Origin of the sequence: Bradyrhizobium sp. 153 (genome assembly GCF_023073835.1) — a bacterium.
Classification (GTDB): Bacteria; Pseudomonadota; Alphaproteobacteria; order Rhizobiales; family Xanthobacteraceae; genus Bradyrhizobium.
In genome coordinates this window covers 12,046-26,776 of the sequence record NZ_JADPKH010000029.1, presented here as the reverse complement: position 1 = coordinate 26,776, position 14,731 = coordinate 12,046, and the positions used below count along the sequence as shown (strand labels likewise).

The 14,731-nt window shown below is 64.8% G+C and carries 13 protein-coding genes; 8 read left to right on the top strand and 5 right to left on the bottom strand.

What is annotated here, in order from left to right; all coding sequences use genetic code 11:
* Positions 1-21: 21 nt before the first annotated feature.
* Positions 22-246 (top strand): hypothetical protein, encoded by a 225-nt coding sequence (locus IVA91_RS08115; protein ID WP_247276403.1) that lies wholly within the window; start codon positions 22-24, stop codon positions 244-246.
* Between the two features lie 194 nt (positions 247-440).
* Positions 441-872 (top strand): hypothetical protein, encoded by a 432-nt coding sequence (locus tag IVA91_RS08110; protein WP_247276404.1) that lies wholly within the window; start codon positions 441-443, stop codon positions 870-872.
* A gap of 22 nt (positions 873-894) precedes the next feature.
* Here IVA91_RS08110 and IVA91_RS08105 read toward each other — a convergent pair whose 3' ends face one another.
* Both IVA91_RS08105 and pyrE read right to left on the bottom strand, forming a co-directional pair.
* Positions 895-1,668 (bottom strand): DUF2865 domain-containing protein, encoded by a 774-nt coding sequence (locus IVA91_RS08105; RefSeq protein WP_247276405.1) that lies wholly within the window; start codon positions 1,666-1,668, stop codon positions 895-897.
* A gap of 249 nt (positions 1,669-1,917) precedes the next feature.
* Complete coding sequence (pyrE, locus tag IVA91_RS08100; RefSeq protein ID WP_027575142.1) at positions 1,918-2,481, bottom strand: orotate phosphoribosyltransferase; 564 nt, start codon at positions 2,479-2,481, stop codon at positions 1,918-1,920.
* A 174-nt stretch (positions 2,482-2,655) separates the two neighbouring features.
* Here pyrE and IVA91_RS08095 point away from each other — a divergent pair, with 174 nt between their 5' ends.
* Positions 2,656-3,282, top strand: a complete 627-nt coding sequence (locus tag IVA91_RS08095) for a glutathione S-transferase family protein (RefSeq protein ID WP_247276406.1) — start codon at positions 2,656-2,658, stop codon at positions 3,280-3,282.
* 174 nt (positions 3,283-3,456) lie between these two features.
* Here the strand turns inward: IVA91_RS08095 and IVA91_RS08090 are convergent, their stop codons facing one another.
* The 3 genes from IVA91_RS08090 to IVA91_RS08080 all read right to left on the bottom strand — a co-directional run bounded on the left by IVA91_RS08090 (position 3,457) and on the right by IVA91_RS08080 (position 8,825).
* Positions 3,457-4,092, bottom strand: coding sequence for a LysE family translocator (locus IVA91_RS08090; RefSeq protein ID WP_247276407.1), 636 nt, complete (start codon positions 4,090-4,092; stop codon positions 3,457-3,459).
* Between the two features lie 355 nt (positions 4,093-4,447).
* Positions 4,448-7,528, bottom strand: coding sequence for a DNA polymerase I (gene polA, locus IVA91_RS08085; RefSeq protein WP_247276408.1), 3,081 nt, complete (start codon positions 7,526-7,528; stop codon positions 4,448-4,450).
* Between the two features lie 226 nt (positions 7,529-7,754).
* A complete protein-coding gene (locus IVA91_RS08080; RefSeq protein ID WP_247276409.1) occupies positions 7,755-8,825 on the bottom strand; it encodes an acyltransferase family protein in 1,071 nt (356 codons plus the stop codon).
* A gap of 194 nt (positions 8,826-9,019) precedes the next feature.
* Between IVA91_RS08080 and IVA91_RS08075 the strand changes: the two genes are divergently transcribed.
* The 5 genes from IVA91_RS08075 to IVA91_RS08055 all read left to right on the top strand — a co-directional run bounded on the left by IVA91_RS08075 (position 9,020) and on the right by IVA91_RS08055 (position 14,650).
* Positions 9,020-10,336, top strand: a complete 1,317-nt coding sequence (locus IVA91_RS08075; protein WP_247276410.1) for a UDP-glucose/GDP-mannose dehydrogenase family protein — start codon at positions 9,020-9,022, stop codon at positions 10,334-10,336.
* A 184-nt stretch (positions 10,337-10,520) separates the two neighbouring features.
* Positions 10,521-12,995, top strand: a complete 2,475-nt coding sequence (gene hrpB, locus IVA91_RS08070) for an ATP-dependent helicase HrpB (protein WP_247276411.1) — start codon at positions 10,521-10,523, stop codon at positions 12,993-12,995.
* 380 nt (positions 12,996-13,375) lie between these two features.
* The gene (locus tag IVA91_RS08065; protein ID WP_247276412.1) at positions 13,376-13,888 is read left to right on the top strand and encodes a TIGR02281 family clan AA aspartic protease; all 513 of its coding nucleotides are present in this window, start codon (positions 13,376-13,378) and stop codon (positions 13,886-13,888) included.
* A gap of 62 nt (positions 13,889-13,950) precedes the next feature.
* On the top strand, positions 13,951-14,247 hold the full coding sequence (locus IVA91_RS08060; protein WP_247276413.1) for a nucleotidyltransferase family protein: 297 nt from the start codon (positions 13,951-13,953) through the stop codon (positions 14,245-14,247).
* On the top strand, positions 14,237-14,650 hold the full coding sequence (locus IVA91_RS08055; protein WP_346015471.1) for a HepT-like ribonuclease domain-containing protein: 414 nt from the start codon (positions 14,237-14,239) through the stop codon (positions 14,648-14,650). The genes IVA91_RS08060 and IVA91_RS08055 overlap by 11 nt, the downstream gene beginning before the upstream one ends.
* The last annotated feature ends 81 nt before the right edge of the window (positions 14,651-14,731 follow it).

Below are 14,731 nucleotides of genomic sequence, written 5' to 3'. Positions count from 1 at the left end.
AGGAGACCGTTGAGACCTCTGATGAGACTGCTGATCGAAATCGCCACTGCGACCCTGCTCGTCGTCTGCATCACCGCCGCCTCCGCCGCCGGCAGAACGGGCCGCAGCGCCGATGGCCTCAGTTGCGCCGTCTCGCTTCCGCAAAACGCAACGCCAGCAGCACGCTGCGCCGCCATCAAGCGCCAATGCGGCGGCAAGTTTTATGCGAGCGCGTGCGGAGACAAGTTGATGTCGGCGGCGAGGTGAGGCGAGTGATCGTACCGCAGAATCCGCGTTCGTTTGGCGAACGCTTTCACGCGGTTGTTTCTCGACGAAGGCCGGGAGGACTTTGTGGACGCATCAGAACAAATTAAGAACACTTTAGCAAGTCTTTGATATCATCGTGATTCGGCATCGTGCCGACACAATATCTAGCGTCCGTCAGACTTTGCGAGGACTACATGTCCACCATTGCCTTCGATCAATTTGCCCTCACCCGGATCGCCGATTTCGCGCGCTCGCTGTCGCTTCTGCATCGGGCGGCGCGGCGCCAGAGGATCGATGACGACCAGTTCGACCGCGAGTTCAATGCGGTGTGCCAGTCGATCTGGGGCTACACCATCGACGATATCAGCGACGAGCTGTTTTCGACCGACGACCATCTGTTCCTCGACACGCTGGACGAAGCGCATGCGCGCATCTTCGCGGCCGAGCAGGGTTATGACCTCGTCGACGATCAGGGCATGCTGACCGATTGGTGGGGCTTTTGCTGGATGATCCTGGCCGAGAAGCGCGGCCTCCTCACGCCGGAAAACCGCGCCGCTGCGCGCACCGCGATCGAGGAGAAATATCTGGCGGCGCCGAATGTGATCGGGGTGATCATCGGGAGGTGACGGCTCAGTTGCCGTCATTCCACTAATCCAACCCCGCCCGCTTCGCCGGTTTTTGCGTCTTCGGCACCGTGACGTCAGGCAGCGCCTCGCGCACGATCTCTGCAGCCGGGGCATCCGCCGCGACGGTCTCGGCCCGCACCGGTGCCACCTTCATCTCGCCGAGCCGCGCGCGGACCTGTGCGGTGAGGCCGGGATAGGAGGCAACCGGGGTGAAGTCCGCAGCCTGATCGTTGCCGACACGGATGCCGGTATAGGCAACGAGGCCGTCGGCCGTGGCAATCACGTCCCCGGCTTTCAGCGATGAATCCAGCGCGAGATCGACCGGGGCGAGGCCGACCGGCTCGCGGCCGTTGCAGGTGCAGTCGGCGCGCAGCGCCTTGCGATAGGCGAACGCGTTCTCACTTTCGGTGTAGCGCTCGCCGGTCTGCGACGCGGCACCCTCGATCGAGGAGCCGAAATAAACCTTCGTCGCACTGGCAGGACAGAACGCCTGACACATCTGGGCAGGCGAGGCGAGTCCGCGCATCAGCGGGAAATATTTACCATCGCAGCTGCGCACGCAGAAGGCCGGGCCGGAGCCGCCGGCCGCCGCCGAACGGGTTGGCGGCACGTATTGCGGAGTTGCGGCATTCTGCTGGCCGGTGAAGGGATCGGCGTAGGAGCCCGCCTGCTGCGGCACCTCGCGCTGCGGGCGCTGTTGCCGCATGCCGCCGAAGAAGAAATCGAACAGCCCTTCGGCCGCAACCGGGGACGGCGCCGCGAGCAGCGGAGCGCCAAGGCTGGCGGCTACAAGCATCGCGCGACGCCGCCGGCGCGCATGGGACGAGATTGTACGCAACGCGCTGCTCCACCCGACGCTACTGAATCAGCCGAGACCAGCGAGGTCTTGGCACATGATTCACCATAAAGCGGGATGGTAAATGAGCAGTTGAGCGGAGGCGGTTTCAAGTCGAGGCCGTGACCTCTTTGAGGCCGGGCACAGCTTCCGACAAATCGTTGCTTCCGGGCCACGCCCGGACATGACGGCCAGGGCTGTTTCGCGGCCTCAAGCCTTCAAGAACTCGGATGCCTTGTACAGCGAGCGGAACGGCAGGCCGGCTGCACCGAACGTGTCGGTGGCGCCTTCCTCGCGGTCGACCATGGTCAGCACCAGCACCACATTGGCGCCGGTCTCGCGCACGGATTCCACCGCCTTCATCGCCGAGCCGCCGGTGGTGGTGACGTCCTCGACGATCACGACGCGCTTGCCGGCCAGGGTCTCGCCCTTGGGCAGGCCCTCGATCGCGAGCTTGGCGCCGTGCTCCTTCGGTTTCTTGCGCACGAAGAATGCCGCGATCGGATGGCCTTTGATCCAGGAGATCTGCGCCAGCGCCCCGGCGAGCGGCACCGCGCCCATCTCGAGCCCCCCGATGAAATCGAGCTGGTCGTCCTTCAGCGCCTCGTAGGTGAGCTCGGCGAGCAGCGTCGCGCCCTCGGGGTCGAGCATGGTCGGCTTCAAGTTGAAGTAGAAATCGCTCTTGCGGCCCGACGCGAGCGTCACCTCGCCGCGGCCGAAGGAACGCCGGCGGATGATTTCGAACAGGCGGGCGCGGGAGGCTGATTTCGACACGGCGGTCCCTCGGAAGCATTTTTGGAGGAGGCGGAATTTATCCGCGACCGCCGCCACATTCCAGAGGGGGCGTCCCCCGTCAACAGAGATCGGCTATCCCGGTCCGCCGGTTGTGGGGGTGCAACCTTCTGGAGTAGGTGAGGGCCGAACCTGTCAGCGGCAAGGAAGCAAGGCATGACCATCGAACTGCACACCTGGAACACGCCGAACGGCCGCAAGATCTCGGTCGCGCTGGAGGAGATGGGGCTGCCTTACAAGGTGATCCCGGTGAACATCACCAAGGGCGAGCAGATGGCCACGGAGTTCCTGAAGCTCTCCCCCAATAACAAGATCCCCGCGATCGTCGACCCCGAGGGTCCCGACGGCAAGCCCGTCAGCATCTTCGAATCCGGCGCCATCCTGCTCTATCTCGGCGAAAAGACCGGCAAATTCCTGCCGAAATCGCTTGGCGGGCGCATCCCCGTCTATGAATGGCTGATGTGGCAGATGGGCGGTTTCGGCCCGATGCCCGGACAGGTGCACCATTTCATCGCGCTCGAAAACGAGCAGGACCGCGCCTATGGCCTCAAGCGCTTCATGGCGGAGACGCGCCGGCTCTATGGCGTGCTCGACCGCCGGCTGGTGGGCCGCGACTTCGTCGCCGGCGACCTCTCGGTTGCCGATTTTGCCATCCTGGGCTGGGCCTGGCGCCATCCTCGCCACAAGGTGGACCTCGCCGACTTCCCCAACGTCAAGCGCTGGTACGACGCGCTGATGGCACGGCCCGCCGTGAAGCGCGGGATGGAGGCGAAGCTGGATTGATCTTTCTCTTACCCTCCCCTCGAAGGGGAGGTCGATCGCGCGTAGCGCGAGCGGGGTGGGTGAAGGTCCCTCCGCATCGAACCGTCCTCGTGGGGAGAGATCACCCACCCCGTCTCACATTTCGCTGCGCTCAATGTGAGCCGACCCTCCCCCTCCAGGAGAGGGTCAGAAATCTCACACCTTCTTCGCCTCGACCGCCATCCGCACAGCGAGCCCGGCCAGCACCGTGCCCATCAGCCAGCGCTGCACCAGCATCCAGCTCGGCCGAGTTGCGAGGAACAGCGCAATCGATCCGGCCGCGAGCGCGATCATCGCATTCACGCTCACGCTGATTGCGATCTGGATCGCCCCTAACACCACCGACTGCGCCAGCACGCTGCCGGCGGTGGGATCGATGAACTGCGGCAGCAGCGCCAGATACAGCATCGCGATCTTCGGGTTGAGCAGGTTGGTGACGAAGCCCATCGCGAACAATTTGCGCGGGCTGTCGATCGCGAGCTTCCTGACCTGGAACGGCGAGCGTCCGCCCGGCTTCACCGCCTGCCAGGCGAGCCACAGCAGATAGCCGGCGCCGGCGAAGCGCAGCGCGTCATAGGCGAAGGGAATCGCGAGCAGCAGCGCCGTGATGCCGAAAGCCGCGCACAGCATGTAGAACACGAAACCCAGCGCCACGCCGCCGAGTGAGATAATGCCCGCCGTCGGCCCTTGCGTGATCGAGCGCGAGATCAGGTAGATCATGTTCGGCCCGGGCGTGAGCACGAGACCAAGGCAAACGAGGGCAAAGCCGAGCAGGGCGGGTGTGTGGGGCATGGGGCGACCGGTGCGAAGGACGGCACGGTTCTAATATGCGCGCCGACGCGAGGCCATTGCGCAATTGCTCGGAGGACAATCGAGGCGGGGCGCGCTCTCTTTGCTCCCTCTTCCAGCAAGGGGCAGGACTGTCACAGACTCTGCGTTTGCCGCCATCCTTCGAGACGCCCGCCTTTGGCGGGCCCTCAGGATGAGGAGCAACTGTGCGACAGCAGTTTCAACGCGTACCGACGCTGCTTAGCCTCATCCCGAGGAGACCGCGCGGCGGTCGTCTCAAAGGACGAGGCGTGCGCTCAGCCGCCTCCAAAGTGATATGCGATCGCTCTGCCGCCAACAAGGAGAGGTTGGGAAGAGCTCAATGCGCCTCGTCCCAGTTCGTCGCTGCCCGCGCATCGACATGCAGCGGCACTGATAGCAGCACCGCCGGGAAGGGCGCGTCCTGCATCACGTGCTGCACCACCGGCAGCGTCGCCTCGACCTCGTCGTCCGGCACCTCGAAGATCAGTTCGTCGTGCACCTGGAGCAGCATCTGCGCCGAGAGCTTCTTCTCTGCCAGCGCGTCCTCCACCCGCGTCATGGCGCGGCGAATGATGTCAGCAGCGGTGCCCTGGAGCCGCGCGTTGATCGCGGCGCGCTCGTTGAAGGCGCGCACCGAGGCATTGGAGGCCTTGATATCCGGATAGTGGCATTTGCGGCCGAACAGCGTGGTGACGTAGCCGTGGCTGCGGCAGAAGTCGCGCGTCTCGTCCATATAGGCGCGGATGCCGGGGAAGCGCTCGAAGTATTTCTTAATGTAGGCGGCCGCTTCCTCGCGCGCGATGCCGAGCTGGTTGGCGAGGCCGAACGCGGAGATGCCGTAGATGATGCCGAAATTGATCGCTTTGGCTCGGCGGCGGATTTCGCTTGGCATGCCCTTGATCGGCACGCCGAACATTTCCGACGCCGTCATGGCGTGAATGTCGAGCTCGTCGCGGAACGCCTGCTTCAGCACGGGAATGTCGGCGATCTCGGCCAGCAGCCGCAGCTCGATCTGCGAATAGTCGGCGGAGACCAGCTTGTGTCCGGGCGTCGCGACGAAGGCCCGGCGGATCTTGCGGCCGTCCTCGGTGCGCACCGGGATGTTCTGCAAGTTCGGCTCGTTCGAAGACAACCGGCCGGTCGTAGTCGCGGCCAGCGCGTAGGTGGTGTGGACGCGGTGGGTCTGCGGATTGACGTAGGTCGGCAGCGCATCGGTGTAGGTCGATTTCAGTTTCGAGACCTGGCGCCACTCCAGGATCTTCTTCGGGAAGTCGTGGCCCTGCTCGGCGAGCTCGTCGAGCACCTGGGCGGTTGTCGACCACGCGCCGGTCTTTGTCTTGGAGCCCCCGGGCAGTCCCATCTTGCCGAACAGGATGTCCCCGATCTGCTTGGGGCTGCCGACATTGACCGGCTCGCCCGCAATCTCCTGGATCTCGGCCTCGACCCGCGCCGCGGTCTGGGCGAATTCGCCCGACAACCGCGACAGCACCTGGCGGTCGATCGAGATGCCGCGCCGCTCCATGCGCGCGAGCACGGACACCAGCGGCCGTTCCAGCGTCTCGTAGACGGTGGTCATGTGCTCGGCGACGAGACGCGGCTTCAGCACGCGCCAGACTCGCAGGGCGATATCGGCGGCTTCCGCCGAGAGCGGCGCGGCCTTGTCGATCGTCACCTGGTCGAAAGTGATCTTGCCCTTGCCGCTGCCGAGCAGCTCGCTCTCCTTCAGCATGGCATGGCCGAACCAACGCTCGGCGAGCTGCTCGATCGCATGCGAGCCACGGCCGGCGTCGAGCACGTAGGAGATGAGCTGCGCATCGTCGATGTTGCGCAGGGTGATTCCGTGCTGCGCCAGCATCACGGCGGTGAATTTGACGTCGAAGCCGACCTTGAGGATGCCTGATGATTCCAGCACCGGCCGCAGCGCTTCGATGGCATCAATGTGCTTGATCTGGTCGGGTGCCAGACCCGCGTCGAACAGGCCGGCACCACCGCCGGATTGCTTGTGCGCCAGTGGCACATAACAGGCCTCGTTCGGCGCCACCGCCAGCGCGATGCCGCAGAGATCGGCCTGCATGGGATCGATGGAGTTGGCTCTCGTCTCGATCGCGACGTGGCCGGCGTCATGGATGCGGGCGATAAAGGCGTTGAGCTCCTGGAGCGTCTTGATCGCCTGATACTTGCTGCGGTCGACCGGAAGCTTGCGCAGCGCCTCTTCGCGCGCGGCGGCCAGCGAGATCGGGGCACCCTTCTGGCTTGCGGCCTTGTCCTCCTTGCTCGCCGATTTATTGCGTTGGCCGGGAGCCGCTTGTGCCGGCGTGCCGGTGCCCGGCGCGGGCACGACGTCCGAGGGCGGCAACGGCGAGAACACGCTGGCGCCGCTCGTATAGCCGGGATCGGCATCGACATTGGCGGGATCGATCTGAGAATATTCGGCGACGCGCCGCGTCAGCGTCGTGAATTCCATCGCCTTCAGGAAGGCGATCAGCTTGCGTGCATCCGGCTCGTGGACGGCGAGGTCGTCGAGTGGCACATCGAGGTCCACCTTGTCGTCGAGCAGCACGAGCTGCCGCGAGATGCGCGCCTTCTCCGCATTCTCGAGCAGCGCCTCGCGCCGCTTGGGCTGCTTGATCTCGCCGGCGCGGAACAACAATTGGTCGAGGTCGCCATATTCGGTGATCAGTTGCGCCGCGGTCTTGATGCCGATGCCGGGCACGCCGGGCACGTTATCGGTCGAATCGCCCGCGAGCGCCTGCACCTCGACCACCTTGTTCGGCGGCACACCAAACTTCTCGATCACCTCTGATATGCCGATGCGGCGATCCTTCATGGTGTCGTACATCGTGACGCAATCGGTGACGAGCTGCATCAGGTCCTTGTCGGAGGACACGATGGTCGCGCTCGCGCCGCGCTCGCAGGCCTGCCGCACATAGGTCGCGATCAGATCGTCGGCCTCGAACCCCACCTGTTCCAGGCAGGGCAGGTCGAAGGCGCGCACGGCCTCGCGGATCAGTGAGAATTGCGGGATCAGATCATCAGGTGCCGGGGGCCGGTGCGCCTTGTAGTCGGGATAGATCTTGTTGCGGAAAGTGATTTCAGACTTGTCGAAGATGATCGCCAGATGCGTCGGCCGGTTGTCCTCGGGCATCTCGCGCAACAGCTTCCACAGCATGTTGCAGAAGCCGAGCACGGCATTGACCTGGAGGCCGTCGGACTTGCGGTTCAGCGGCGGCAGCGCGTGATAGGCGCGGAAGATGTAGGAGGAACCGTCGACCAGGAAGACATGGTCACCCTTGCCGGCCGCCTTCGCCGCGACCGGCTTGGCAGCAGCTTTGGCAGCAGCGGATTTGCTCTCGGCGGCCGCCTTTGGCGCGGCCTTGGTGTCAGCTATGACGGTGGTCTTCGGGGATGTCTTGGGCATGGCCGCAATGTATGAGCTTTTGCGGGCTTTGACAGCCTTGGGAGGCGGATTTTTGGCTCGCTATCCCCACGGTCTCACAGGACCCATCCAGTAATCGGGAGGCCGCCGGCGCCCCATCCTTGAGGAGGATGGCGACACAATCATGCAATCCAGTGCGCCGCGGCTTTTCCGTATCCGACTGATGCCTGTGGAATACTGGATGCCCCGCCCCCGCGTGGCATGACCGCTATTCCGCCGCCTGCAACACCGCCCCGGCTTTTTTCTTCGGCGCGAGCCAGAACGCATCGGGCCGCTCGAACAGGAAGTGCGCATGGAGCCGCAGCGCAAACTGCCAGATCGCGAGTGCCCCGAGCACGCCGAGAACCGTGACGATCAGCGACACCGTGCCGATGTCGCCAATGACGCCCGTGCGCAGCAGCAGCGTCCGCGTCGCCGCCATCGGCAGGAAGAAGGCGAGATAGATCACGATCGAATGCTCGCCGCAGAAGCGGAGAAAGTTCAGCCACTGCGCGCGCGCGAGCAGCGTGCCGATCGTGATGATGGCGCAAGCGCCGGCGAAGCCGAGCACGAGCGAGACGATCTTCCATTCGCTGGCCCCATGCCCGACGAGGCCGGCATTGACCAAGGCCCAGCTCGCGAGCGCTGCAAGCGCAAGGATGGGATGGCTGCGGGCGCGATCCGACAGCGCGAACACGTGAGGCGCGAACAGATAGCCCGAATAGAAATAGACAAAGCGCGCGCAGAACTCGTCGATGACGGTCCAGCCGGTCGTGATGCGTGCCGTCTCCAGTGCCGCGGCGGCGAGCCAGATCGCGAGCGGCGGGATTTTGCGTGTCAGTTTCGTGACGACGAAGAAGATCGGCAGGAGATAGATGAACCAGAGCGTGCCGAACGGCTCGATGAAGGATTCGAGGTACAAGAGGCCAACCTCGCGCCAGCTCGTTTCCGCCGCGAAGGCCGGCGCCTTGAAGCCGAACTGGATTGTCACCCAGACGACATAGAAATAGGCGAAATGCACCACCTTGCGGTCGAGATAGGTTCGCCAGTCCCGATCGATCACCAGGGCCAGGAACAGGCCCGAAATCAGGAAGAAATCCGGCATCCGGAACGGCTTTGCGAAGGCGACGGCGACATGCATGAAGCCTGTCTGGCCAGCGGCGAGCTCAACCCCGAGCACCGAATGCATCATCACCACCATGACGATGCAGATGCCCTTGGCGTAGTCGACCCAGTCGACACGCGCGGCAGAAGGGGGCTTGGAACGGCCGCCTGCAGCGATTGTGCCTGATCGTGCCATGGTGTCCCTTTTTGAGGCGTGTTCCGCCGCTCTCCGTCTGTCAGCGGGGCAGTGTGGCGCCTTGCGGTTTCAGACTTCTTTACCGGTTCAATTCCCGTGCCGCTTTTTTGCATGCGGACTCTTCCCTCGCCTCGGGAAAATGCTAAACCGCCCCGCGTCGGGGTTTCATTAACCAATCTAAGACAGGGATTTTCATGCGCATCGCGATGATCGGCACGGGCTATGTGGGATTGGTGTCCGGGGCCTGCTTTGCGGATTTCGGTCACGACGTCACCTGCGTCGACAAGGACGAGAAGAAGATCGCGGCGCTTCATCGCGGCGAAATCCCAATTTACGAGCCCGGGCTGGACGAGCTGGTGGCGAACAATGTGAAAGCCAAGCGGTTGGACTTCACCACCGATCTGTCCAAACCGGTCGCGGAGGCCGATGCCGTGTTCATCGCGGTCGGCACGCCCTCGCGTCGTGGTGATGGGCACGCTGACCTTTCCTACGTCTACGCCGCCGCTCGTGAGATCGCGCAGTCGCTCACCGGCTTCACCGTCGTGGTGACGAAGTCGACCGTTCCGGTCGGCACCGGCGATGAAGTCGAGCGCATCATCCGCGAGGCCAATCCGTCAGCCGACGTCGTGGTCGCCTCCAACCCCGAATTCCTGCGCGAAGGCGCGGCGATCCGCGACTTCAAATTCCCCGACCGCGTCGTAGTCGGTACCTCCGACGAGCGTGGCCGCAAGCTGATGGGCGACATCTACCGCCCGCTATCGCTGAACCAGGCGCCGTTGATGTTCACTGCGCGCCGCACCGCCGAGATGATCAAATACGCCGCCAACGCGTTCCTGGCGACCAAGATCACGTTCATCAACGAGATCGCCGATCTGTCGGAAAGGGCCGGCGCCAACGTCCAGGAGGTCGCGCGCGGCATTGGCCTGGACAACCGCATCGGCACCAAATTCCTGCATGCTGGCCCCGGCTTCGGCGGCTCGTGCTTTCCGAAGGACACCAAGGCGCTGATCAAGATCGCGCAGGACTATGACGTGTCCCTGCGCATCGTCGAATCCGTGCTCGCGGTCAACGAGAACCGCAAGCGCGCGATGGCGCGCAAAGTGAGCCAGGCGCTCGGCGGCTCGCTGCGCGGCAAGACCATCGCGGTGCTCGGCCTCACCTTCAAGCCTGATACCGACGACATGCGCGATGCGCCCTCGATCCCGCTGGTCACCGGCCTGATCGACATGGGCGCGAGCGTCAAGGCGTTCGATCCCGTCGGCATGGAGCAGGCCAAGAGTGAGCTGCCCAACATCACCTATTGCGAGGATGCCTATTCCTGCGCGCAAGGCGCCGATGCGCTCGTCATCGTCACCGAATGGGTGCAGTTCCGCGCGCTCGATCTCGACCGGCTGAAGGCGACCATGGCAAAGCCCGTGGTCGTCGATCTCCGCAACATCTACCGCCCCGAGGACATGGAAGCCGCCGGCTTCGTGTACGAGAGCATCGGCCGCCCGTCGGTTCAGGGCTGACGATCTGCCGCCAAATAATTCCGTCATGGCTGGGCTTGCCGTCTTCGCCTAGGCTTCGTCGGCCCGATTCTGTAAGCCCGGCGAAGCATTCGCGGAGCCGGGTCCCGGCCATCCACGTCTGTTTTCTAGTCCAATGATGTGGATGCACGGGACCAACCCCCGGGCACGACGAACGGATAGATACTTGCCCCGCAGCTTCGACACGCCCCTCCCGATCGATGCCGTGCTCGATGACCTCTCGCGCACGCTGGAGGCGCATAACGCGGCCGTGCTGGTGGCGCCGCCGGGTGCGGGCAAGACCACGCGGGTGCCGCTGGCGCTGCTGGATGCGCCCTGGGCCAAGGATAAGAAGATCATCGTGCTGGAGCCGCGCCGCATCGCCGCCCGCGCTAGTGCCGACCGCATGGCCAAATCGCTTGGCGAGCGCGCTGGCGAGACCGTCGGCTATCGGGTCCGCTTTGGCTCCAAGATCTCGCGCGCCACGCGCATCGAAGTCGTGACCGAAGGCATCTTCACCCGTCAGATCCTCGATGACCCCGAGCTTTCGGGCGTTGCCGCGATCCTGTTCGACGAATTCCACGAACGCTCGCTCGATGCCGACATGGGCCTGGCGCTGGCGCGCGATGCGCAAACCGGCCTGCGCGAGGATCTCCGTATCCTCGTGATGTCGGCCACGCTCGATGGCGCGCGCGTGGCAAGATTGCTCGGCGAGGCGCCCGTCGTCGAGAGCGAGGGCCGCGCCTTTCCGGTCGAGACCCGCTATCTCGGCCGCAAAGCGGACGCGCCGCTAGAGCGGCAGATGGCCGACGCGATCGCATCGGCACTGCGCGCCGATAGCGGTTCGGTGCTGGCGTTCTTCCCCGGCGCCGCCGAAATCCGCCGCACTCAGAGCTTTCTCGCCGAACGCGTGCAGGACGCTTCGATCGAGATCGTGCCGCTGTTCGGTGCGCTCGATGCCGCCGTGCAGGACCGCGCCATCGCGCCGGCGCCCAAGGGCATACGCAAGGTGGTGCTGGCGACATCGATCGCCGAGACCTCGCTCACCATCGAGGGCGTGCGTATCGTCGTCGATTCCGGTCTCGCCCGCGTGCCGCGCTACGAGCCCGACATCGGGCTGACCCGGCTCGAGACCGTGCGCGCCTCGCGCGCGGCGGTGGACCAGCGCCGCGGCCGCGCCGGCCGCACCGAGCCCGGCGTTTGCTACCGCCTCTGGGACGAGCCGCAGACGGCTTCGCTCGCGCCTTATACCCAGCCGGAAATCCTCAGCGCCGATCTGTCGTCGCTGGTGCTCGATCTCGCGCAATGGGGCGTTGCCGATCCTGCAGCGCTGTCGTTCCTCGATCCGCCGCCGCAGCCGGCCTGGAAGGAAGCCAAGAGCCTGCTCTTGGAGCTCAACGCGCTCGATGGCGACGGCCGCATCACCGCGGAGGGCAGGAGCCTGCGCGCGCTGGCGCTGCCGCCGCGGCTGGCGCGCATGATCGTGGATTCGCATCGCGCCGGCAGCGGCGAGGCGGCTGCCGAGATCGCGGCCATCATCACCGAGCGTGGGCTCGGCGGCGACAGCGTCGATCTCGAGCACCGGCGCGACCAGTTCCGCCGCGACCGCTCGCCGCGTGCCGCGAGCGCGCGCGACCTGGCGCGGCGCTGGGCCTCGCAGGTGGCGGCATCGGAGACAGCGGGGCAGCAGGAGGAACTTTCGACCGGCCTGATGCTCGCCTATGCCTTTCCGGATCGTGTCGCGCGCAACCGTGGCAATGGCAGTTTCGTGCTGGCCAACGGCCGCGGCGCTTCCGTCGAGCAGACCTCTTCGCTGGCCCGCGCGCCTTACATCGCAATCGGCGAAATGACGGGAACGGCGGCGAGCGGACGCATTCTGCTTGCCGCGCAGATCACGCAGGACGAGATCGAGCGGCATTTCGCTTCGCATATCGAGAGCACCGACGAGATATTCTTCGATCGCGGCGCGATGGCGTTGCGGGCGCGGCGCAAGCGCGCGCTGCACGCGATCACGCTCTCCGAGGCGACGCTTGCCGTGTCGCCCGCGGAGGAAACGGCGCGCATCTTCGCGGATGGCCTGATCGCCGCCGGCCTCGACCGGCTGCCCTGGTCAAAAGCCGCCAAGCAGTGGCGCGATCGGGTGATGTTCCTGCGCAAGGCCGAGGGCGAGAGCTGGCCTGACCTGTCGGACGATGGATTGGTCGCGCGGCGCGACGAATGGCTGGTGCCGGCGCTCTATGACAAGACCGCGCTCAAGGATGTTTCCGCCGGCGATCTCTCCGATGCGCTGATGGCGCTGCTGCCGTGGGACATGCGCACGCGGCTCGACCGCGAGGCGCCAACACATTTCGAGGCGCCAACTGGCACCATGCTGGCAATCGATTACGAGGCCGAGCAAGGGCCGACCATCGCGGTGCGGCTGCAGGAATTGTTCGGCCTCAAAACCCATCCCTCGATCGCCGCCGGCAAGGTGCCGTTGGTGCTGGAATTGCTGTCACCGGCGCAGCGCCCGGTGCAGGTGACGCGCGACCTTCCCGGCTTCTGGCGCGGCAGCTACAATGCGGTACGCTCCGACCTGCGCGGCCGCTACCCGCGCCATCCCTGGCCGGATGATCCGGCCAGCGCGCTGCCGACAAGGCGGGCGAAGCCGCGTGGGACGTGAGATGTCTTCTCCCTCTTCCGCAGGCGGCAGGGCTATCGCAGTTGAAGATTGTTCGCCTTGGGCCATCCTTCGAGACGCCCGCCTTTGGCGGGCCCTCAGGATCAGGACGGAGTGTACGGCAGCAGTTTCAACGAGCACCGATGCCGCTTAGCCTCATCCTGAGGAGACCGCGGAGCGGTCGTCTCGAAGGACAAGGCGCGCGCTCACTCGTCGCCAAAAGCCATATGCGATTGCCCTGCCGCAGGCGGGGAGAGGTCAGGCGGCCGCATTAACCGTCCGCTCATCCTTTTCGTCAAAATGGCATCGGTCCAGCCGTGGCTTCGCTCGCGGACGGGCGTGCCGCGTGGTGAAATCGAGCTTTCCGGCTCGGAAGTGATGTGATGCGTAACATAGTGATCTTCGCGGCTGTCATGATCGGCCTCGGCACCTTCATGGCGCAGATGGCGGACAAGATGAGCTCCGCCTCCGCCACCTCGGTGCCGCGCACGACGGTGGCAGTCGCTTCCTCCGCGCCGGCCGGCGGCCGCAGCCTCGCCATCTCTCGCGACGGCCGCGGTCATTTCCAGGCAGAGGGCCGGATCGAAGGCCAGCGTATCGGCTTCATGGTCGACACCGGCGCGTCCGTCGTTGCGCTGAACGAGACCTCGGCCGCCCGCTTCGGTCTGCGTCCCTCGCGCAGCGAATACAACGCGACCGTCTCCACTGCCAACGGCACCATCAAGGCCGCGCGCACCCGCATCGCCATGCTGGAGGTCGGCGGCCTCGTCGTGCGTGACGTCGATGCCATGGTGCTGCCGGACGCAGCGCTGTCGGAGAACCTGCTCGGCCTTTCCTTCTTGTCCCGCCTCAAGCGCTTCGAATACGCCAACGGCCAGATGGTGCTCGAGCAGTAAGTTCGCTTTAGCGGCCCGAAGAGGCTCTCCCACCGGAGCAGGCGGGGTGCTATATTCCATCCATGAACGGCCCCGATGCGATAGCGATTCTGCGACAGTTCGAGCCTGCCCTGCGCGAGCGGGGCGTTTTGCATGTCGCGTTGTTCGGCTCGGTGGCGAGGGGTGAAAATCATCCCGGCAGCGATGTCGATATCATGGTCGAGATCGATCCGAATAAGCGGATCACGGTCTTCGATTACGTCGAGCTCAAGGAATATATTGCCAAGCTCTTTGATGAACCCGTTGACGTCGTCAACCGTGACGGCCTGAAATCATACGTCGCTCCCGCCGCAACGGCCGACGCTATCTATGCCTTCTGATCGCATCCCCGGGGCACTGCGAGACATCTTGCATCACATCGATTTGGCGGCTGAATTCGCCGGACGTCTTGATCGCGAGGAATTCGCGGCGGATCTGCGGACCGTCTACGCAGTTACGCGGTGTCTGGAGATTATTTCAGAAGCATCCCGCCGTCTGCCCGAGGAGTTGAAGGCGAGGCACCCGGCGATCGCGTGGAAACAGATGGCAGCCGCAGCAATGTCTATCGCCACAATTATGAGGACGTTGCCGCCCATTTCGTGTGGGAGACTGTTCAACGGGCTCTGCCGCCTCTCAGGGAGGTCCTTGAAGAGGAGGTTGCACGACTACAGCGTTAGCCCATTCTGGTCAGACATCTATATCGCGCGCGCTTCGTTACCAAACTGCCGCAATTATCGGCCATAAGCCTTTATTCCCGCCTTCCGCTGCGGTCCGGCATTCGCTAAGGCTGCAGCAAATCCTGCCCCCCCCCCTTTTCACGAGACC